The sequence below is a fragment of the Paraliomyxa miuraensis genome (assembly GCF_026337845.1).
Classification (GTDB): Bacteria; Myxococcota_A; Polyangia; order Nannocystales; family Nannocystaceae; genus Paraliomyxa; species Paraliomyxa miuraensis.
The window spans coordinates 19,600-41,462 of sequence record NZ_JAOVZF010000147.1; the positions used below are offsets into that span (position 1 = coordinate 19,600).

The window sequence follows — 21,863 nt, forward strand, 5'->3', positions numbered from 1 at the left end:
TCCACGCCTCACGAGCCCGGATCACGTCCCCACGCGCCAGCCGCCCAGGTAGCGCTGCTGCGCGTCGGTCATCACGTCGAGCTCGATGCCCCGCGCCTGCAGCTCGAGCCGCGCCACCTGCTGGTCGAGCGCCGGTGGCATCACGTGGACCGCCGCCGACAGCCCATGATCCGGGCGCGCCACGAGCTCGGCCGCGAGCGCCTGGTTGGCGAAGCTCAGGTCCATCACGTCGGCCGGGTGCCCCTCGGCCGCGCCGAGGTTGACCAGCCGCCCCTGGGCCAGCAGGTAGAGCCGACGGCCATCGGACAGCCGCAGCTCCTCGAGCGACGGCCGCACCTCCCGACGCGCCACCGCCATCTCGTAGAGCGCCGGCAGCTCGAGCTCCACGTCGAAGTGCCCGGCGTTGGCCACCATCGCTCCGTCCTTCATCACGGCGAAGTGCTCGCGGCGGATCACGTCGCGATTGCCGGCCACCGTGCAGAAGAAGTCGCCGATGCGCGCCGCCTCGGAGAGGGGCAGCACCTGGTAGCCGTCCATCACCGCCTCGAGCGCACGGATGGGATCGACCTCGGTGACCACCACCCGCGCGCCCATGCCCGCCGCGCGCATGGCCACGCCGCGCCCGCACCATCCATAGCCGCACACCACGAAGCACGCACCGGCCAGCAGCCGGTTGGTGGCGCGCAGGAACGCGTCGATCGTGCTCTGCCCGGTGCCGTAGCGGTTGTCGAACAGGTGCTTGGTCGCCGCATCGTTGACCGCGATCATCGGGAAGCGCAGCACTCCATCGGCGGCCATGCCCCGCAAGCGGGTGACGCCGGTGGTGGTCTCCTCGGTGCCGCCCACGATGCCGCTGCCGAGCGCGGTGCGCTCGGTGTGCACCAGCGTGGCGAGGTCGGCTCCGTCGTCCATGATGACCGTGGGGCCGAGCTGCGGACCGTGCTCGAGCGCCTGGTGCAGGTGGCGGTAGTAGGTCGGCCGATCCTCGCCGCCGACCGCGAACACGCAGATCCCGTCCTCCTCCGCCAGCGCCGCCGCCACGTCGTCCTGGGTGGACAGCGGATTGCTGGCGCACAGCCGCACCCGAGCGCCGCCGTCCCGCAGCGTGCGTACGAGCGCGCCGGTCTCGGCCGTCACGTGCAGGCAGGCCGACAGCCGCACGCCGTCGAGCGGGCGCTCGTCGCCGAAGCGGCGGCGGATGGCCGCGAGCGCAGGCATGGCTTGCTCGGCCCAGGCGATCCGATCGCGCCCCGCCGAGGCCAGCTCGATGCTCTTGATGTCCATGGTGGTGGTGGTCGTCGTCATGCTTCGTCGTTCACCCGCAGCACTGGCGGGTGCCTTCCAACGCCAGGATGACCGACCCCACGATTCGGTCACGTTGAACGATCTTTCATTTCGCATTAGCATGACTAATGCTTCCCGACTGGAACCGACTGCGGGTGCTGTTCCACGTGGTGCGGTCCGGCAGCGTGAGCGCGGCGGCTCGCGAGCTGCACGTGACGCAGTCGGCCGTGAGCCAGAGCCTGGCCAAGCTCGAGGCCGAGGTGGGCGCCCAGCTGTTCGTGCGACGGCCCCGACGCCTGGTGCCCACGCCGGCCGGGACCCGGCTGTTCGGCGTGGTCGCACCGTTCGTGGAGGCGCTCGAGGGCGGGGTGGAGGAGATCCACCGCGCGCATCACGAGCTCTCGGGGGTGGTGCGCCTGGGCGCGCCCGTGGAGTTCGGGACCCACCGCCTCCCGCCGCTGCTGGCCGCGTTTCGGCACGAGCACCCCGGGATCCGCTTCGAGCTGACCTTGGGTCATCCCTCGCTCCTGCTCCCGCGGCTCGACGAGGGTCGGCTCGAGCTGGCGTTCGTGGACGTGTTCGACGCCCCGGGGTCGCGCCCGAGCACCGCGGGTCTCGAGGTGGTCGAGGTGCTGGAGGAGCGGCTGGTGCTGGTGGGGTCGCGCGCCTACGAGGCCGAGCACCTCGCAGGCAGCCGCGCCCAACGACGACTCGAGGCCGCGAGCTTCGTGGCCTACCAGCCCGCGGCGCCCGAGATCCGCGGGTGGTTCCGCCACCACTTCGATCGGGTCCCGGCCCGGCTCGAAATCGCGCTGGCCGTGGAGAGCGTGCAGGCCGTGATCGAGGCGGTGAGGCTGGGCATGGGCCTGGGCGTGGTGCCGTCGCACACGGTGAGCGCGGATCTCGACACGGGTGCGCTGGTCGCGATCACCACCCGACGGCGGGCGATCCGCAGTCGCGTGACGCTGGTACGCCTGCTCGACAAGGTCCCGTCGCGCGCCGAGAAGGCATTCGTGCGCGCCTTGGGTCGCAGCCGCGGCTCGGGGGCGACCTAGTCCGCCACGAGTCCATCACCGGCCGCGGCCCCCATGGTTCGTTCACCCCTGTAAGGAGGTGCAGGTGCGTGGTCGGCCGCGCAATTGGCTTTGGGCGATCACGCGGCCTTCATGTACGATCGAATGCTGCTCGTACGCCGCGGACGAGCGAGGAATTCTGACATGCGTTGGTCTTGGCTCTTCTGTCTGGTTTGGCTACTGACGCTCGGCGCCTGCGGGCGGACGGACTTCGAGCTCGACCCGCCGCCATCGTCCTCGGCCACCGAGACGGGCACGGGTACCGACACCGAGACCGATACCGAGCCCGACCCAGACTCGACCACGGGGCCCGACGACTTCTGCGGTGACTTCGTGTGCAACGCGGGAGAGAGCTGCGGCACCTGTCCGATCGACTGCGGTCCTTGCGCGGTGTGTGGCGACGCGCTCTGCAACGGCGACGAGGACTGCGCGAGCTGTCCCGGCGACTGCGGCCCCTGCCCATCGTGTGGCAACGGCGACTGCCAGCCCGAGCTGCTCGAGAGCTGCTTCTCGTGCGCGGTGGACTGCGGGCAGTGCCCCTCGTGCGGCGATGGAGACTGCGATCCGGCGTTCGGCGAGGAGTGCCGGACCTGTCCCATCGACTGTGGTCCCTGCGGAGGCTGTGGCGACGGGCTGTGCGAGCCGATGGCCGGCGAGTTCTGCTTCAGCTGCCCCGAGGACTGCGGGCCCTGTGGCGGCGACTGTGGCGATGGCTTTTGCGATCCGATCGCGGGCGAGCTGTGCTTCACCTGCGAGGACGACTGCGGTCCGTGCGAGGACTGTGGCGATGGCGTGTGCGACCCCGCAGCCGGCGAGCTGTGCTTCAGCTGCCCCGAGGACTGTGGCCCCTGCGGGGCGTGTGGCGACGGCGTCTGCGACCTGATCTCCGGAGAGGTCTGCTTCACCTGCCCCGAGGATTGTGGCCCCTGCGGGGCGTGTGGCGACGGGCTGTGCGACGCCATGTCCGGTGAGTTCTGCTTCAACTGCCCCGAGGACTGCGGTGGCTGCGGAACCTGTGGCGACGGACTGTGCGATCCGGGCTCGGCCGAGTTCTGCTTCAACTGCCCCGAGGACTGTGGTCCCTGCGGAAGCTGTGGCGATGGGGTCTGCGATCCCGCCGCCGGAGAGACCTGCTCGACCTGCGAGGACGACTGCGGGCCGTGTGCCCAGTGCGGTGATGGGGTCTGCGATCCCGGGTCCGAGGACTGCGGCTCCTGCCCCATCGACTGTGGGCTGTGCCCGACCTGCGGCGACGGGGTCTGCGATCCCGCCGCGTTCGAGGACTGCGGCTCCTGCCCCATCGACTGTGGGCCTTGCCCGAGCTGTGGCGACGGCGTCTGTGATCCCGCCGCCGGAGAGGATTGCGGCTCCTGTCCCATCGACTGTGGGCCCTGCATCACGTGTGGCGACGGGATCTGCGATCCCGCCGCGGGTGAGGACTGCGGTTCCTGTCCCATCGACTGCGGACCTTGCAACCCCTGTGGCGATGGGATCTGCGATCCCGCCGCGGGTGAGGACTGTGGTTCCTGTCCCGTCGACTGCGGACCTTGCAACCCCTGTGGCGATGGGATCTGCGATCCCGCCGCGGGTGAAGACTGCGGTTCTTGTCCCGTCGACTGCGGGCCCTGCCCAACCTGCGGCGATGGCGTCTGCGATCCCGCTGCCGGCGAGGACTGTGGCTCCTGCCCCGTCGACTGCGGACCCTGCCCGACTTGTGGCGATGGCGTCTGCGATCCCGCCGCCGGTGAGGACTGCGGCTCCTGCCCCGTCGACTGCGGACCCTGCCCGACTTGTGGCGATGGCGTCTGCGATCCCGCCGCGGGCGAGGACTGCGGTTCCTGCCCCGGCGACTGCGGACCCTGCCCGACCTGTGGCGATGGCGTCTGCGATCCCGCCGCCGGCGAGGACTGCGGTTCCTGTCCCGTCGACTGCGGACCCTGCAACCCGTGTGGTGACGGGGTCTGCGATCCCGCCGCCGGCGAGGACTGCGGCTCCTGTCCCGTCGACTGCGGTCCTTGCCCGACTTGTGGCGATGGCGTCTGCGACCCCGCCGCGGGGGAGAGCTGTGGATCTTGTCCTGCCGATTGTGGCCCGTGTGCGGTCTGCGGTGATGGATCGTGCGATGCGGTGGCCGGGGAGACCTGCGGTTCCTGCCCGGCCGATTGCGGCATGTGCATGCCGTGTGGCGACGGCGTCTGCGACCCCGCAGCCGGCGAAGACTGCAGCGCTTGCCCGATCGACTGCGGACCCTGCAATCCGTGCGGCGACGGCGTCTGCGACCCCGCGGCCGGCGAAGACTGCGGATCCTGCCCGCTCGACTGCGGCACCTGCAACCCCTGTGGCGACGGCGTCTGCGACCCCGCGGCCGGCGAAGCCTGCGACACGTGCCCGCTCGACTGCGGTGCCTGCCCCTCGTGTGGCGATGGGGTCTGCGATCCCGCCGCTGGCGAGGATTGCAGCACCTGCGCGGCCGACTGTGGCCCGTGTATGACGTGCGGCGATGGAGTCTGCGATCCCGCCGCCGGCGAGGACTGCAGCACCTGTGCGGCCGACTGTGGCCCCTGCGTCACGTGTGGCGATGGCGTCTGTGACCCCGCCGCCGGCGAGGATTGCAGCACCTGCGCGGCCGATTGTGGTCCCTGCAACCCCTGTGGCGACGGGATCTGCGATCCCGCCGCCGGCGAGGACTGCAGCACCTGTCCCGTCGACTGTGGCGCCTGCGTTCCCTGTGGCAACGGCGTCTGCGAACCGGCCGCGGGCGAGGACTGCGGCACCTGTCCGCTCGACTGTGGCGCATGCGTGCCGTGTGGCGACGGGGTCTGTGATCCCGCCGCCGGCGAGGACTGCGGTACTTGCCCCGTCGACTGCGGCGCCTGTGTCCCCTGTGGCAACGGCGTCTGCGAGCCCGCGGCCGGCGAGGACTGCGGTACTTGCCCCGTCGACTGCGGCGCCTGCAACCCCTGTGGCAACGGCGTCTGCGAGCCCGCGGCCGGTGAAGACTGCGGCACCTGTCCCGTCGACTGCGGCGCCTGCAACCCCTGTGGCAACGGCGTCTGCGAGCCCGCGGCCGGCGAGACCTGCGGGTCCTGCCCGGCCGACTGCGGCGCTTGCAACCCCTGTGGCAACGGCGTCTGCGAGCCCGCGGCCGGCGAGACCTGCGGGTCCTGCCCGGCCGACTGCGGCGCTTGCAACCCCTGTGGCAACGGCGCCTGCGAGGCCGCGGCCGGCGAGGACTGCAACACCTGCCCCGCCGACTGCGGTGCCTGCGGAGGCTGCGGCAACGGCATCTGCAGCGGCTTCGAGAACTGCGTCACCTGTGCCGCCGACTGCGGTGCCTGCCCGGGCTGTGGCAATGGCGTCTGCAGCGGCTTCGAGACCTGCTTCACCTGCCCTGCCGATTGCGGCGCCTGCCCGGGCTGTGGCAACGGCGTGTGCAGCGGCTTCGAGAACTGCATCACGTGCCCCACCGACTGTGGCTCGTGCAGCTGCGGCAACGGGTTCTGTCAGGCCGGACTGGGTGAGTCGTGCATCACCTGCGAGGACGACTGTGGCTCGTGTGCCACGTGCGGCGACGGGAGCTGCGACGCGAGCGAGACCGACGTCGGTTGCCCGCAGGACTGCGGCTGCGCCTCGGGAGCGTGCGGAGGCTTTGCCCCCGCTGGCTGCTTCTGCGACGACATCTGCGTGATGTTCGGCGACTGCTGTGCGGACGCCTGTGCCACCTGCGGCGCCTGCTGAGCGTGCCTTCGTCCGACCAACGTCGCATCGCCCACGCCATGGAGGCCGCCGCCGCGGCGCTCCACAGCGTGGGCGCCGATGCTCGCGAGCTCTCGCTGCTACGCGTGGGCGAGTCCGTGCTGGTGCGAGCCTGCCGTACGTCCGCGCTACATCGAGGTCATCTGCCCCGCATCGGCCGCGCTGTACCCGTCCGAGCTCCCCGCACCCGCCAACCCGTGGTCGCAGTGGGTGAAGGTCGCCCCGCCATCCCCGCTGAAGCGGTAGGCGAAGTCGTAGGTCCCCACCGCGGGCACCACGAGGTCGGCCTGGTACTCGTCGTTGTTGGGCTCGCCCGCCGCATTGCCATCCCAGCCCACGTTGGGGATCGCCGCCGTCCACACCCAGCCCGTGTCGTCGATCGACGGATCGCTGCCATCGGGCCCATGACCCACCCAGGCCTGGACCGAGGGGTGCGTGTCGTTGAGCGGTGACTGGTCGGTGAGGCCCATGATGTAGAGCCGTCCGTAGACGGTCTGCACCGCGTCGGGAACGTCGGTGATGCTCAGCGGGAACTGCAGCCGGCAAAAGTCGATGGGCAGGGTGCAGCCGTCGGTCACGTAGCCCGAGCAGTCGGCCGCGCAACCCAGCACCCCCGCGTCGAAGCCCTGCGTCTGGCACGTCTCGGCGCCCAGGTCGGTCCCGTCGCACACCTCCAGGCCCTCGGTCATGTCGTTGCCGCAGACGAAGAAGCCACAGCCCGTCACGTCGTAGCCCGCGCAGTCCACCGCGCAACCCAGCGTGCCGAAGTCGTAGCCCTGCGACTCGCACGTCTCACCGTCGAGATCCATGCCGTCGCAGGTCTCCGCGCCCTCGATCACATCGTTGCCGCACGAGAACATCACGCAGCTCGACGTGTCGTAGCCCGAGCAGTCCACCGCGCAACCCAGCACGCCCGCGTCGAAGCCCTGCGTCTGGCACGTCTCGCCGTCCAGATCCGTCCCGTCGCACACCTCCAGGCCCTCGATCGTGTCGTTGCCGCACATGAACATGCCGCAGCCCGACGTGTCGTAGCCCGAGCAGTCCACCGCGCAACCCAGCACGCCGAAGTCGAAGCCCTGCGTGATGCACGTCTCGCCGCCCAGATCCGTGCCGTCGCACGTCTCCGTGCCCTCGGTCGTGTCGTTGCCGCACATGAACGTGCCGCAGCCCGACGTGTCGTAGCCCGAGCAGTCGGCCGCGCAACCCAGCATGCCGAAGTCGAAGCCCTGCGTCAGGCAATCCTGCCCCGCCAGGTCCGTCCCGTCGCATGTCTCCCCCGCGTCCTGGGTGTCGTTGCCACAGTTGGTGCAGCCGCTGGTGTCGAACATGCACGACGCATCGCACGCCAGCATCCCGCCGAAGAAGCCCTGCGTCGCACAGCTCTGCCCGTTCAGGTTCGCCCCGTCGCAGCTCTCGCCCGGATCCACGCTGCCATCGCCGCACGCGAAGCACCCGCTGGTATCGAACATGCACCCCGCGGTGCAGCCCAGCGTGCCGCCATCGAAGCCCTGGCTCACACAGGTCTGACCGCCCAGGTCCATGCCGTCGCACTGGTCGCCGCCGTTGATCACCCCGTCGCCACACGCAAACGAGATGCACGCCGTGGTGTCGAACGCAGAGCAGTCGGCCGCACACCCCAGCATGCCCGCGTCGAAGCCCTGCGTCAGGCAATCCTGCCCCGCCAGGTCCATCCCGTCGCAGGTCTCCCCCGCGTCCTGGGTGTCGTTGCCACAGTTGGTACAGCCGCTGGTGTCGAACATGCACGACGCATCGCACGCCAGCATCCCGTCGAAGAAGCCCTGCGTCGCGCAGCTCTGCCCGTTCAGGTTCGCCCCGTCGCAGCTCTCGCCCGGATCCACGCTGCCATCGCCGCACGCGAAGCACCCGCTGGTGTCGAACATGCACCCCGCGGTGCAGCCCAGCGTGCCGCCGCCAAAGCCCATGCCCAGGCTCGCGCAGTCCTCACCGCCGAGGTCCATGCCGTCGCACTGGTCGGCTCCGTTGATCACCCCGTCCCCACAAGCGAACGAGATGCAACCCGTGAGGTCGAATGCCGAGCAGTCGGCCGCGCACTCCAGCATGCCTGCATCCAAGCCCTGCGTCACGCAGTCCTCGCCGTCCAGATCGGTCCCATCGCACGTCTCCCCGGGATCGGCGATGTCGTCGCCGCAGTTGGTGCACCCGCTGGTGTCGAACCCGCACGCGGCATTGCACGTCAGCACGCCCCCCACGAAGCCCTGCGTCACGCAGGTCTGCCCGTTCAGGTCCACCCCGTCGCAGCTCTCGCCCGGATCCACCGAGCCGTCGCCACACGCAAAGCAGCCCGTCGTGTCGAACGCACACCCCGCGGTGCAGCCCAGCGCGCCGCCGTCGAAGCCCTGGCTGACGCAGGTCGCTCCGCCCAGATCCATGCCGTCGCACTGGTCGCCGCCGTTGATCACCCCATCGCCGCACATCTCCGACACGCAGCCCATGGTGTCGAACGTGCACACCGCGGTGCAGCCCAGCGACCCCTGGTCGAAGCCCTGGCTGACGCAGGTCTCCCCGCCGAGATCCGCTCCGTCGCACTCCTCCATGCCGTTGAGGGTGCCGTCGCCACAGTTGAAGCAGCCCGAGAGGTCGTAGGTGCAGTCCGCGTCGCAGGCCAGCGTGCCACCGTCGAGGCCGATGCCCAGGCTCACGCAGGTGTCTCCGGCCAGATCGATCCCGTCGCACTGCTCCCCGGGCTCGATCTGATCGTTGCCGCACTCCCAGCACACGGTCGTGTCGAGCGTGCACGAGGGCGAGCACAACAGCACGCCGCCGCCCTCGAAGCCCTGGCTCTCGCACGTCTCCCCGCCGAGCTCGACCCCGTCGCACTCCTCTCCGGGATCGAGCGAGCCATCGCCGCACTCGTAGCAATCGGAGGTCTCGAGCTGGCAGCCCGCGGTGCACGACAGCGTGCCGCCCACGAAGCCCAGCGCCTCGCAGGTCTCGCCTCCGAGGTCGACGCCATCACAATCCTCGCCGGGCTCGAGCGCCCCGTTGCCGCAGACGGCCCCCAGCGTGTTCGCGCCGCTGCTGCTCGAGTCCAGACCCATGGTGCCGGACGTCGTGCCCTCGGTGTCGGTCTCGTCGGGATCCGTCGTCGCGCCCGAGCTCGAATCGTCGGGCGCGCCCGTCACCGGCACGATCTGCTGGGGAGGCGCGGTGCAGGCCGCCAGGGGCAACGAGAGCAGCAGCCCGAGGCCGGGCACGATGCGAAACGACGAGACACGAGAGGGGCAAGAACGACGCTCGGTAGCGGTCACGGGCCACAATCCTACGCCAACCGGCCCGTGGGAAGGGTAAACGACACGCTCCCCCGGAGGGCGTTACCCTGGAAGAGGATTGCCCACATGCCAGCTTCCTCCCCCGACGACGTGGTGTTCGCGTCGCTGCCCCTGGCCGTGATCGCATATTGCGCGACTCTGGGGCTCGACCCCAGGGAGATGATCGAGGTCTCGGGTCTGACATCGGACGAGCTGCGAGACCCCGACGCCCTGGTCGACTACGAGTCCCTGATCCGCCTGTGGGAGGTCCTGCTCGCGCGCTTCCCCGAGCGCCCCCTCGGCCTCGACTACGCCAGCTACATCACCCCGACCACGCTGGGGGTGCTGGGCTATGCCTGCGCCCACGCCAAGGATCTGGGCGCAGCCGTGGAGCTCTACGCCCGGCACTGCCGCCTCGCGGACCCCAGGCTGGTCCTCACGATCGAGCGCGGCGACGATGTGGCCCGCATCACCTTCTCCCACGAGCCCCGGGTGGAGGCCATGGCCGAGCCCATCGAGATGATGGTTGCCGCCCTGGCCTTCACGTCCCGACGCATGAACCCCAGCAGCCCTCCACCGCACGAGGTCTGCTTCCGCCATCCCCGACGTCATCCCCTCGCCCGCTACGAGCAGATCTTCGAGGCTCCCGTGCGCTTCAGCGCTGGCTTCACCGGCGTGGCCCTCTCGACCGCATCGCTCTCGCTGCCGATCATGGGAGCGGATCCGCGCGTGGGGCGGTACCTGCAGCAGCAGGTGGAGGCCCTGCAGGCCACCCGCGAGCCGGTCCCGGCTGGGGCACCTCTGGATGCGCGCGTCCGCGAGACCATCGACGAGGGTCTGGTGACCGGCGCCTCCGATCAGGCCGCCGTGGCCCGAAGCCTGGGCATGTCGTCCCGGAGCCTCCAGCGTGGTCTGCAGAACCTGGGCACCTCCTTCAGCGAGCAGCTCGACGCCGTCCGGCGAGAGCGCTCGCTGCTGCTGTTGCGCGACCCCGAGCGCTCCGTCCGGGAGATCGCCTTCATGCTCGGCTACGCCGACCCACGGGCGTTCTATCGCGCGTTCCGACGCTGGACCGGACACACTCCGGCCGAGCACCGCCGCCCGTCGCGTTAGGCCACCCGCGTCCCGGTGGCGCAATCGGTCACTCCTTGGGCGCCGCATGCCCCTGGGTACGGCCCGGCCCCGATCGTAGGCTCCGTCCATGCCCGACCGCCCCCGTGGTCCGTCGATCCGACTGTGGTCCACCTATCAGGTGCTGGCCCACCCCATGTCCTCCTTGCCCCGCTGGTTCCAGCGCTACGGAGACCCGCTGCTCGTGCCCACCATCAACGGCAACGTGGTGATGACGGGACGGCCCGAGCTGGTCAAGCAGATCTTCGCCTCCTCGGCCGCGAGCTACAGCCCCTTTGCCGCCGATGGCATCGCCGCGCTCACCGGGCCGCGCTCGGTGTTCCAGCTCCGCGACGTCGAGCACCGCCGACACCGACGCCTCATCATGCCCTCGTTCCATGGCGCGCGCATGCGGGCCTACGCCGAGGCCATGCGCGACACCACCCGCACCGTGCTCGGCGAGGCCGCCGGTCGGGGCACGGTGCGCCTCCACGATCTGACCCAGCGGATCTCGCTCGAGGTCATCATCCGCGCCGTGTTCGGCGTGCAGGAGCCGCAGCGCGTGCAGGCGTTCGCCACTGCCATCACCACCATGGTGGATGCCGTGTCGCCCTCGTTCCTGTTCATGCCGTTCCTCCAGCGCGAGATGTTCGGCGTCGGCCCCTACGCCCGCTTCCGCCGCACGTTCACCGCCCTCGACGAGATGCTGCGCGACCAGATCGCCCGTAGCCGCCGAGGCGGCGAGGGCCAGGACGTGCTGAGCATGCTGCTGCACGCGCGCGACGAGGACGGCGACCAGCTCGACGACGACGAGATCCGGGACGAGCTTCGCACCCTGCTGTTCGCCGGCCACGAGACCACTGCCATCGCCCTGTGCTGGGCCGTGGACGCGGTGGGGCGACACCCCGACGTGGCCCGGCGCCTGCAAGGCGAGCTGCTCGAGCTCGGCGACGAGCCCGAGGCCGAAGCGATCGCCAAGCTGCCCTACCTCGAGGCGGTGTGCAACGAGAGCTTGCGCCTCTACCCCATCGTGACCGAGGTGCTCCGCAACCTGCACCAGCCCATGGAGCTGGGGGGCTACTCGCTGCGACCCCCCACCGCGGTCTCGGCTTGCATCCTCGAGGTCCACCGCAACCCCACCCTCTACCCCGAGCCCCATGCGTTCCGCCCCGAGCGCTTCCTCGACCGCAAGTACGGGCCGCACGAGTTCCTGCCGTTCGGCGGGGGTCACCGTCGCTGCATTGGAGCCGCGTTCGCGAGCTTCGAGCTCCGCGTCGTGCTCGGCACCTTGCTGCGGGAGTTCGAGGTGGCGCTCCTGGATCCATCGACCCCTCGAGCCGTGCGTCGCAACGTCACCATGGCTCCCGAAGGCGGCGTGCCCGTCACCCTCGTCAGGGCCCGTCCCGGCTCCGTGCGCGCCGCGGCGGCATGAGCGTGCGGGGCGGTGGCACTCGATCATCGGCGCTCGCTCACTGATCGGGGTTGGAGCCACGCGGTGTCACCTGACCGTCACCGATGAGATCCCCCGCCGAGCGGTGCCGATGTCTTTGCGCACTGTGGATGCCTTGGCAGGCGCCACCAACGTCCTTGACAGGCCTGCCCCCCTCGTCGACGCTCGCGCGCACGGGTTCCGCCCTCTAGCAATCACCCCGCGGCGGCCCGGGGAAGCGCCTACGATGACTCGATGGACACGATGGTCGAAGGGCCTGGTCGTTTGCGGTACTGCATCGCTGACGGTGGCCGGCTGCCTCAGCGATGACCCCAACATGGATGGCGTGGCCACCATGACCGAGGGCACCACCACCGCCACCACCAATGGCCCCGGGAACGGCCCTGGCGGCACCCTCGACGACACGGGCACCGACACCCAGACGACCGCCCCCACCGACGGTCCCAACCCCACCGGCGAGCCCGAGGGCACCACCATCTATGACATCCAGATGGGCAGTGTGGCCCCGGGAACCGTGGTCACCCTGACCGACCTGGTCGTGGTGAGCCCGGTGCAGGCCAACGACGGCGCCGTGTTCCTGCAGGAGGCCGAGGGCGGCCAGTACTCGGCCATCTACGCCTACCTCTACGCCGACGTCGTGATGGGCGTACCGCTGTCCCCGGGCGATCGGGTCACCGTCACCGGCACCTACGACGAGTTCTTCAACGAGTCGCAGCTCACCATCGCCTCGCCCACCGACATCACCGTCGGCGGTACGAGCCCGATCCCGGCCCCGCTCGAGGTGAGCACGGCCGACGTGGTGGCGGGGGCGGCCGATGCCGAGAGCTACGAGGGCGTCCCGGTGTGCGTGCACGACGTGACGGCCACCGACGCCACCAACCAGTACGGCGATTTCCACATCGACGACGGCATGGCGGTCACCAACTTCTTCTTGTTCGGCACCCCCGATTTCCTCGAGGTGCTGCCGGGCACGTACTTCGCCACCCTGTGCGGACCGATCCGCTTCTCGTTCGACGAGTTCAAGCTCGCGCCGCGCGACGCCGACGACTACGACGCCACGCTGGTCGATTGCGCCGACGCGGCCACCCCCGTGTCCATCTACGAGATCCAGCAGGGCATGGTCACCGTGGGCGACCTCGTCCTCGTCGAGGACGTCGTGGTCACCACGCCATGGGACTTCGGCGGCGACACCTACTGGGTGCAGGACCCGGCCGGCGGGGCCTACTCGGGCATCTCGGTCTACATGCCCAGCGCGGGGGCCTTCGTGCCCTCCCCTGGCGACGTGGTCACCCTGTGCGGTGAGTACGACGAGTACTTCGATCAGTCGCAGCTCCAGATCGCGGCCGCGGGTGACGTGACCGCCTCGGGCAACGGCCCCGTGCCGGCGCCCGAGATGCTCACCGCCGAGGACCTCGGCAGCGATCCGCCCGCCGAGCAGTGGGAGGGGGTGCTCGTCCGGATCGGACCCACCACGGTGACCACGGCGGCGAACATGTTCGGCGAGTGGGAGGTGGACGACGTGCTCCTCCTCGACGACCTGTTCTTCATGATGGCCAGCTGGCCCAACCCGGCCGTCGATACCATGTACACCTCGATCACGGGTGTGCTGACCTACTCGTTCAACAACTACAAGCTCGCGCCGCGCACGGCGGCCGACATCGTCCCGTAGCGTAGCGCATCGAACGAACGACGGAGGGGCGCTTCCCTACGGGGGGCGTCCCTTTTGCTTTGCGCGAGGGTCGTGTCGACGACGGGGGGGCGCGGGGGGTGGTGTGGGGTAGGGCGGAGGGGCGTGTCGACGGCGGGGGGCGCCTCTTTCGCAGCGTTGATGTTTCCGCCCGTGCTCAGACAGTTGGTCGCGCCACGACGCTGCGTACTACCGCGCTACCCGATGGTTGTTCACCAGGGCCTGGAACCGGCGCTACAAACTCGCGCGGGCGGAAACATCAACACTGCGAACGGCGCTGCGTAGTGCAGACGCATGTGCCCGCAGCAACCGGCCATCACATCGGTGCGACGCCGCAACCGGCCATCACATCGGTGCGACGCCGCGGCCGGCCTTCACATCGGTGCGACGCCGCGGCCGGCCTTCACATCGGTGCGACGCCGCGGCCGGCCTTCACATCGGTGCGACGCCGCGGCCGGCCTTGGAACGATGGGCGTCGACACGAGTGTGACCACCAACCAACGCTGCCACCCAGTCCGGGATACACCCCAGCCGTCGATATCGTCTCCATGGGCGCAACCATGCGGGATGCGCAAACCCAACGCACGCGAGTCAGCCGACTTCGCTCATCCATGCCGTCGGGCTACCTTCAGTAGGGACAGTGGAGACCCCAGATCACGCCGTTGCAGATCAATGACTCATACGTCGGCCACCTCTGTGCGATGGCGCCGCCTCGAACGAGCGCCGCCGTGCATGGCAACTCGAGCATCCCGGCTCGATGCCAGGCCGATGTGATGGCCGGTTGTCGCGGGCACATGCGTCTGCCCCACGCAGCGCCGTTCGCAGTGTTGATGTTTCCGCCCGCGCGAGTTTGTAGCGCCGGTTCCAGGCCCTGGTGAACAACCATCGGGTAGCGCGGTAGTACGCAGCGTCGTGGCGCGACCAACTGTCTGAGCACGGGCGGAAACATCAACGCTGCGAAAGAGGCGCCCCCCGCCGTCGACACGCCCCTCCGCCCTACCCCACACCACCCCCCGCGAGCCCCCCGTCGTCGACACGACCCTCCGCCCCACCCCATCCCCACCCCCGAGTCGACCCCACCCCTCGAAATGCAAGAGGGGCCGAGGCTCCCGCCCCGACCCCTCGCAATCGGCCCTACGGCACTCCGCCCTACTTCTGCCGATCCTTGTACTTCTCGATCAGCTCCTTCTGGATGCTGCTCGGAACCTCACCATACTTGGCGAACTCCATCGTGTACTCCGCCTTCCCCTGCGTCGCCGACCGCAGCTCCGTGGAGTACCCGAACATCTCCGACAGCGGCACGTTCGCCTCGATCGAGGTGGTGCCATACGCGGTCTCGGAGCCCTGGATCATCCCGCGACGCCGGATCAGCGTGGTCTGCACGTTGCCCTGGAACTCCTCCGGCGACTCCACCACCACCTTCATCAGCGGCTCGAGCACCACCGGCCCAGCCGAGCGCATCGCCTCCTTGAAGGCCGTCCGCGCACAGATCTTGAACGCCATGTCGCTCGAGTCGACCGCATGGAAGCCGCCGTCGTTGAGCTCCATCTCCACGTCGACCACCGGGAACCCGATGAGCACCCCGCGCTCGAGCGCCTCCTGGAAGCCGTTATCACACGACGGGATGTACTCGCGCGGGATGATGCCGCCCACGATCTTGTCCACGAAGCGGTAGTGCTGCCCCTGGTCGGGATCGACCAGCGGGCGCATGACGCCACCGATCTTGGCGTACTGACCCGAGCCACCCGTCTGCTTCTTGTGGATGTAGTTGTAGGGCACCTCGCGCGTGATGGTCTCGCGGTAGGCCACCTGCGGCTCGCCCACGTTGGTCTCCACCTTGTACTCGCGCTTCATCCGCTCGATGTAGACGTCGAGGTGCAGCTCGCCCATGCCCGCGATGATGGTCTCACCCGACTCGTCGTCGCGGCGCACGCGGAACGTGGGGTCCTCCTTGGCGAAGCGGTTGAGCGCCTTGGAGAAGTTGGTCTGCGCGCTCTTGTCCTTGGGCTCGACCGAGTAGTAGATGACCGGATCGGGCACGAACATCGAGCGCAGCGAGTACTTCTCGTCGGGACCGTGGAACGTGTCGCCGGCGGCACAGTCCACGCCGAACATCGCAATGATGTCGCCCGCGCCGGCCGCCTCGATGTCCTCCATCGAGTCGGAGTGCATGCGCACCAGGCGGCCGAGCTTGATCTTCTGGCCGGTGCGGGTGTTGAAGACCGTGTCGCCCTTGGTCACCTTGCCCTGGTAGATGCGCAGGTAGGTGAGCTGGCCGTAGCGACCTTGCTCGAGCTTGAACGCCAGCGCGCACAGCGGCTTGTCGTCGGTGGTCTCGAGCTCGACCTCGACCTCCTTGCGCTCCTTCTCGTCGATGTGGAACGCCTTGTTCGTGACCTCGGTGGGGTTGGGCAGGAACTGGACCACGCCGTCGAGCGCCACCTGCACCCCCTTGTTCTTGTAGGCCGAGCCACAGAACACCGGGGTGATCTCGAGGCTCAGGCAGCCCTTGCGAATGGCGGCGTTGATCTGCTCGGGAGTGACCTCGTCGATGTCCTCCTCGAGGAACTTCTCCATCAGCTCCTCGTCGTAGTCCGCCGCCACCTCGATGAGCTTGGCGCGATACTCGGTGACCTTGGCCTCGTAGCCGTCGGGCAGCTCGCTGGTGCGGCGCACGTGCTCGCCGTTGTCACCGTCGAAGTACACCGCCTCGCGGGTGCGCAGGTCGATGACCCCGGCGAAGTCGTCCTCGGCCCCGATGGGGATGGTGATCATCACCGGCTTGTGCTTGAGCTTGTCGCGCAGCTGGTTGGTCACGCGGTAGGCATCGGCGCCGGCACGGTCCATCTTGTTGATGAAGGCGATGCGCGGAACGTTGTAGCGCCGCATCTGACGGTCGACGGTGATCGACTGCGACTGCACGCCCGACGAGCCGCACAGCACCAGGATCGCGCCGTCGAGCACCGACAGCGCGCGCTCCACCTCGATGGTGAAGTCCACGTGTCCCGGGGTGTCGATGATGTTGACGTGGTGTCCGGCCCAGCTCACGAACGTGGCGGCCGACTGGATGGTGATGCCGCGCTCGCGCTCGAGCTCCATCGAGTCCATCGTGGCGCCGACCCCCGACTTGCCCTTCACCTCCTCGATCTTGTGGATGCGACCGGTGTAGTAGAGGATGCGCTCGGTCAGGGTCGTCTTCCCCGAGTCGATGTGGGCCGAAATTCCGATGTTGCGGGTCTTGCTGAGGTCGAGCATGGCTCTCTTCTTTGGCTCGAAGCGGCGCGGAGCATGCCACAGCGATGGGGCATGAGCACGCCGGGGGCCGGTGGTGAAGGGTCAATTTCCTGAATGCGTCGTGAGTTGCCTCGTAGAGCGGTCGACGCGCGAGCGCTCCCTGGCCGTCGGTGTGGCACCTAGGGAAGCGAGCGTACGCGGGCCATCACGGCCTCCACGGTGAGACCGTAGTGCTCCGCGAGCGCGGACGCCGGAGCCGAAGCACCGAACTCGTCGATGCCGTGCTGATGCGCCGCCCAGCGCGCCCAGCCCAGCGTGGTGCCGGCCTCGATCGACAGCCGGCGGGTGATGGAGGGCGGCAGCACCTCGTCGCGGTAGGCCGCGTCCTGGGCCTCGAACGCCTCCCAGCACGGCATCGAGACCACGCGCAGCGCCAGGCCCTCGTCGTGCAGGCGGCGGGCCGCATCGAGCGCAAGGCTCACCTCCGAGCCGGTGGCAACGAGGATCCCGTGCAGCGCCTCGGTCGCGACGCCCTGGGGCTGCCAGAGCACGTAGGCGCCCTGGGAGACGTCCCGTCGCCCGTGCTCGAGCACGGGCACCCCCTGGCGCGTGACCAGGATCGCGGTGGGCCCATCGCCGCGCTTGCGCGACAGTGCGTAGAGCCAGGCACCCACGGTCTCGTTGGCATCGGCCGGGCGCACCACGTGCAGGTGCGGAATGAGCCGCAAGCTCATGCACTGCTCGATGGGCTGGTGGGTGGGCCCGTCCTCACCCAGGAAGACGCTGTCGTGGGACAGCACGTGGATCACCGGCAGCCGCATCAGCGCCGAGAGCCGCAGTGCACCCCGCATGAAGTCCGAGAAGATGAGGAAGGTGGCGCTGACGGGGCGCAGGCCATGGAGGGCCAGACCGTTGCAGATCCCCGCCATGCCGTGCTCGCGCACGCCGAAGTGGATGAAGCGCCCGCCGGGCTGCTCGCGCGACTGCACGCCCAGCCCCTGCTCGGTCACCCCGTTGCTCTCGGCCAGGTCGGCCGAGCCGCCCACCAGCGAGGGCAGGTGCTCGGCCAGGGCCGCGATGATCTTCGCGCCGGCCTTGCGGGTGGCGACCGAGCTGCCCACGGGGAATTCGAGCCCGAGCAGGGCCTCGCGCACCGCGGGCGAGGGCTCGTCGGCCCACACCGCGCGCAGCTCGGCGGCCAGCGCGGGGTGCTGGGCCTCGTAGGCCGAGAAGCGCCGCTCCCAGTCCTCGCGCAGCACCTGCAGCGGGCGCACGCGGCCTTGCAGCGCGGGGCGCAGGTCCTGCGGCACGTAGAACGACTCGAGCGGCCAACCCATCGCGCGCTTGGTGCCCTCGATCTCCGCCTCGCCCAGCGGCGCCCCGTGGGAGGCCGAGGTCCCGGCCTTGGTGGGTGCACCCTGGGCGATGGTGGTACGGCAGGCGATGAGCGAGGGGCGCTTGCCCTGGGCGCGCGCGGCCGCGAGCGCCTCGCCCACCGCCTGCGCGTCGTGGCCGTCGACCCGGGCCACGTGCCACCCGTAGGCGGAGAAGCGAGCCACCACGTCCTCGGAGAACGCCAGGTCCGTTCCGCCGTCGATGGTGATGTGGTTGTCGTCGTAGAGGTAGACGAGCTTGTGCAGACCCAGGTGGCCGGCCAGGCTGGCCGCCTCGGACGCGATGCCCTCCATGAGATCGCCGTCGCTGACGATCCCGTACACGAAGTGGTCGACCACCGTGTGACCGGGACGATTGAAGCGAGCCGCGAGGATCCGCTCGGCCAGGGCCAGGCCCACTCCGGCGGCAAAGCCCGAGCCCAGCGGGCCCGTGGTCACCTCGACCCCCGGCGTGTGATCGACCTCGGGGTGGCCCGGGGTCAGCGAGTGGAGCTGTCGGAACTGCTGCAGCGCTTCCAGGGGCAGGTCGTAGCCGTAGAGGTGCAGCAGCGAGTAGAGCAGCATCGAGCCATGGCCGGCGCTGAGCACGAAGCGATCGCGATCGGGCCAGCGTGGCGCGCTGGGGTCGTGCACCAGGAAGCGGTTCCACAGCGCGGCCGCCATGTCCGCCGTGCCCATCGGCATGCCCGGGTGACCGGAGTTCGCCTTCTGCACCGCGTCCATGGCCAGGCCCTTGATGGTCTTGACCAGGGTGGCGTGCAGCGAGGGATCGTGATCTCGCGGGGGCAAGGCAGCGCGCACCGACATCGCGCCGGTGCGTACCACGACCGCACGTCCGGGAAAAACCCCCGCGTAGGGGCTCGTAGGCGCGGTTTGGCGGGAGGAGATCTCCTCCCTCGTCGCTGCCGTCGTTCGTGCTATGCACCACCGCCATGAAGATCTGCATCCTGGGTGCCACGGGCTTGGTGGGTCGCGAGACGCTGGAGCTGGCCCTTCGGGCCTGGCCGGGGGCGCAGCTCGACCTCTACGCCAGCCGCGACCAGACCATGGAGCTGCCCGACGGCCGCGCGCTCGCGGTGAAGGCCGCCGAGCGCCTCGAGCAGGCCGACGCGGTGGGCGGCGACCTGGCGATGGTGGCATTGGACGACGACTTCAGCGCCCGCTACGTGCCGCGGCTGCTCCAGCTCGGCTATCGCGTGGTCGACAAGAGCAACACCTACCGCATGGATCCCAAGGTTCCGCTGGTGGTGGCCGGGGTCAACTGCCACCTGCTGACCGGCGAGGAGCGGCTGGCGGCCAATCCCAACTGCACCACCATTCCGTTTGCGCTGGCGTGCAAGCCGCTGCACCAGCGCTACGGGCTCACGCGCGCCACCTTGAGCACCTACCAGGCGATCAGCGGCGCCGGCGTGGGCCCGCTCGATGCGTTCCTCGAGACCTCCAGGGCCGGCTACGCGAAGGCCGACCGCCTGGGCCAGAGCTTCGATCCCGGCGGCTACCCCGGCAACACCGTGCCGCACAACGGCAAGACCGACGACAGCGGGTTCTCCTCGGAGGAGCGCAAGCTGATGATGGAGAGCCGCAAGATCCTCGACATCGCCGAGCTGCCCGTGTCGGCGCAGTGCTGCCGGGTGCCGGTCGCCGTGGGGCACTACATCAATGCGTGGGTCGAGCTACGCGAGAAGGTCTCGCTCGAGGAGATCGCCGCGGTGCTCTCCGATTCGGTGCAGGCGCCGTTCGTGCGCTTCGTGCCCGGAACGATCGGCGAGGGGCTCAGCGCGCTGCACTGCGTGCACGATCGCGATCGCGCCTTGGTCGGCCGCATGCGGCTGGATCCGCGCGGGGGCGAGGGCACGGCGCTGTGCCTCACCGTCACCGCCGACAACCTGCGGCTGGGGGCGGCGACCAATGCGGTGCGCATGGCCAGCCGGTGGTTCCCGGGGCAGGACCCCGAGCTGCGGCTGCCGGGGTGAGAGCACCCCCGCAGAGCGCAATCGGGCCGGCGAGGCGTGATTCGACCCTCGGCGATTTTCGCAGCGGGGGCTTGGGTCTATCCTCTCGGTCTCGATGCTCCGCCGCGGGACGTGCTCGACCATCACGCTGCTGACCGTGGCCGCATGCGGCCCCTCTGTCCCGGGGGAGCCCATGCTGGATGACGTCGTCGAGCACGGGGTGCTCGCCGAGCGCTGCGGGAGCACCGACCCCGTTCGACTGATGCCGCTCGCACCCAATGAGTCGATTGGGCTCGCGTTTTGGTACTATCCCAACGACACTCCCACCTCCTTCGACATGGCGCCGAGCGGGGATGGTTGGGTGCTCCTCATCCATACCTACGACCAAGACCTCACACCGACCACCCCCTACCACTTCGAATATGGGGATGAGAACGCGCCGCAGCGCGTGTCGTCGCGCATCGTTCGGGTCGATGGCTGCGGCGGTGATGCTCGAGTGGTGGTCGAGAACTCCCACCGATTTCGGGCCCCGTCCGGCAATGAACCCTGGATCGCGTGCAATACTCGAGACGTCTTCACGTTCGACCCAGAAGAGGAGCACAGCGGGCAGTGGCACATGGATTTGACGTGCCCCTGGAGCACGGTCGGCGATGCATTCGTCTCGAAGGTCGGTACCGCGAGTAACGAATCACATACTCTCGTTCGAGCCCGGCTCCCGCTCGACGGACCGGCCGACATCACGCCACTGGCAACCGTCCATCCGATCTGGCCCGTGGTCAGGGTGGGGAGCTCGGACCAGTACATGGCCCTGACCGAGATGTACGAGCTGATCGAGATCGACGCATGGTCGGGGCAGGTGACCATGCTCCGCCCCGAGGCCGGTCACTCGTTCGGCGTCAGCAACGACGGCCGCTTCGTGGTCTACGAGGCAGGCGCAACGTCCCCGCGGGTTCGACTGTGGGATCGGTGGACCGACGAGGAGCAATACCCGACCCCATCCGGTTGGGAGGACGAGCCCCACGACGCTCACCTGGCGGGGAACGTGGTCTCCGTGGAGAACTTCGAACGGGAGGTCACGCGGCTCGTGTTGTTGCCGAGCGGCGCGGACCTGCTCCTCGATGGCTCATGGCAAGGCGTGGCGCAGCTCGGCGACACGTACGTGCTGAAGCACACCTCCGACGACCGAGTCGAGTCGCTGGCGATCCTCGAGCCGGGCTCGGATACCCCACGCCCGATTCCTCACGGCACCTTGCGCGAGCATTGGGTGCACGACGAGCGCCTGTGGGTCCTGGGCGTCGTGGACGATGCCGATCCCTCACGCCTGGGCCTGCTCGAGCTCGCCGGCCCCGACTTCACTCCCCGAGTCGTCGCCACCGGCATCTGGTACCCGAAGCGCCTGGCCGACGGACGCCTGCTGACCGTGATCGACCGCAACTCGGAGGACCGCTACGGGACGCTGGTGCTCGTCGACGCCGATGGCGGCATGGTGGACATCGACCACGACGTGCTCGTCACCAACGTCGACATGGCGCCGCTTCCGAACGACGTGGTGGTGTACGCCGTGCGCGACGCCGACAACGAGCGCACGGGAGTGTGGGCCGCCCAGATTGCACCGATCGCCGAGCCATGAGCT

The 21,863-nt window shown here is 69.5% G+C and carries 11 protein-coding genes; 7 read left to right on the forward strand and 4 right to left on the reverse strand.

Annotated features, from left to right (window positions below; translation table 11 throughout):
* Positions 1-21 precede the first annotated feature (21 nt).
* The gene (gene ahcY / locus OEB96_RS13720) at positions 22-1,305 is read right to left on the reverse strand and encodes an adenosylhomocysteinase (RefSeq protein WP_266216082.1); all 1,284 of its coding nucleotides are present in this window, start codon (positions 1,303-1,305) and stop codon (positions 22-24) included.
* A 107-nt stretch (positions 1,306-1,412) separates the two neighbouring features.
* On the opposite strand from ahcY, the gene OEB96_RS13725 reads away from it, so the two are divergent.
* A complete protein-coding gene (locus tag OEB96_RS13725) occupies positions 1,413-2,339 on the forward strand; it encodes a LysR family transcriptional regulator (protein ID WP_266216084.1) in 927 nt (308 codons plus the stop codon).
* 162 nt (positions 2,340-2,501) lie between these two features.
* Entirely contained in the window at positions 2,502-6,095 is a 3,594-nt protein-coding gene (locus OEB96_RS13730; RefSeq protein WP_266216085.1) for a hypothetical protein, read from the forward strand.
* 146 nt (positions 6,096-6,241) lie between these two features.
* Here OEB96_RS13730 and OEB96_RS13735 read toward each other — a convergent pair whose 3' ends face one another.
* A complete protein-coding gene (locus tag OEB96_RS13735; RefSeq protein WP_266216087.1) occupies positions 6,242-9,403 on the reverse strand; it encodes a hypothetical protein in 3,162 nt (1,053 codons plus the stop codon).
* Between the two features lie 87 nt (positions 9,404-9,490).
* Between OEB96_RS13735 and OEB96_RS13740 the strand changes: the two genes are divergently transcribed.
* The 3 genes from OEB96_RS13740 to OEB96_RS13750 all read left to right on the forward strand — a co-directional run bounded on the left by OEB96_RS13740 (position 9,491) and on the right by OEB96_RS13750 (position 13,632).
* On the forward strand, positions 9,491-10,516 hold the full coding sequence (locus OEB96_RS13740; RefSeq protein ID WP_266216089.1) for an AraC family transcriptional regulator: 1,026 nt from the start codon (positions 9,491-9,493) through the stop codon (positions 10,514-10,516).
* 88 nt (positions 10,517-10,604) lie between these two features.
* Positions 10,605-11,945, forward strand: a complete 1,341-nt coding sequence (locus tag OEB96_RS13745) for a cytochrome P450 (protein ID WP_266216091.1) — start codon at positions 10,605-10,607, stop codon at positions 11,943-11,945.
* Positions 11,946-12,249: 304 nt separating this feature from the next.
* Positions 12,250-13,632: a single stranded DNA-binding domain-containing protein gene (locus tag OEB96_RS13750; protein WP_266216092.1), complete on the forward strand. Its 1,383-nt coding sequence runs from the start codon at positions 12,250-12,252 to the stop codon at positions 13,630-13,632.
* 1,167 nt (positions 13,633-14,799) lie between these two features.
* Here the strand turns inward: OEB96_RS13750 and fusA are convergent.
* Together fusA and tkt are read right to left on the reverse strand one after the other, a co-directional pair.
* Complete coding sequence (fusA, locus tag OEB96_RS13755) at positions 14,800-16,905, reverse strand: elongation factor G (protein WP_266216093.1); 2,106 nt, start codon at positions 16,903-16,905, stop codon at positions 14,800-14,802.
* 158 nt (positions 16,906-17,063) lie between these two features.
* Entirely contained in the window at positions 17,064-19,103 is a 2,040-nt protein-coding gene (gene tkt, locus OEB96_RS13760) for a transketolase (RefSeq protein WP_323137376.1), read from the reverse strand.
* 107 nt (positions 19,104-19,210) lie between these two features.
* On the opposite strand from tkt, the gene OEB96_RS13765 reads away from it, so the two are divergent.
* Together OEB96_RS13765 and OEB96_RS13770 are read left to right on the forward strand one after the other, a co-directional pair.
* Positions 19,211-20,251: an aspartate-semialdehyde dehydrogenase gene (locus OEB96_RS13765; RefSeq protein ID WP_266216094.1), complete on the forward strand. Its 1,041-nt coding sequence runs from the start codon at positions 19,211-19,213 to the stop codon at positions 20,249-20,251.
* 172 nt (positions 20,252-20,423) lie between these two features.
* Complete coding sequence (locus tag OEB96_RS13770; protein WP_266216095.1) at positions 20,424-21,860, forward strand: hypothetical protein; 1,437 nt, start codon at positions 20,424-20,426, stop codon at positions 21,858-21,860.
* Positions 21,861-21,863: the final 3 nt, after the last annotated feature.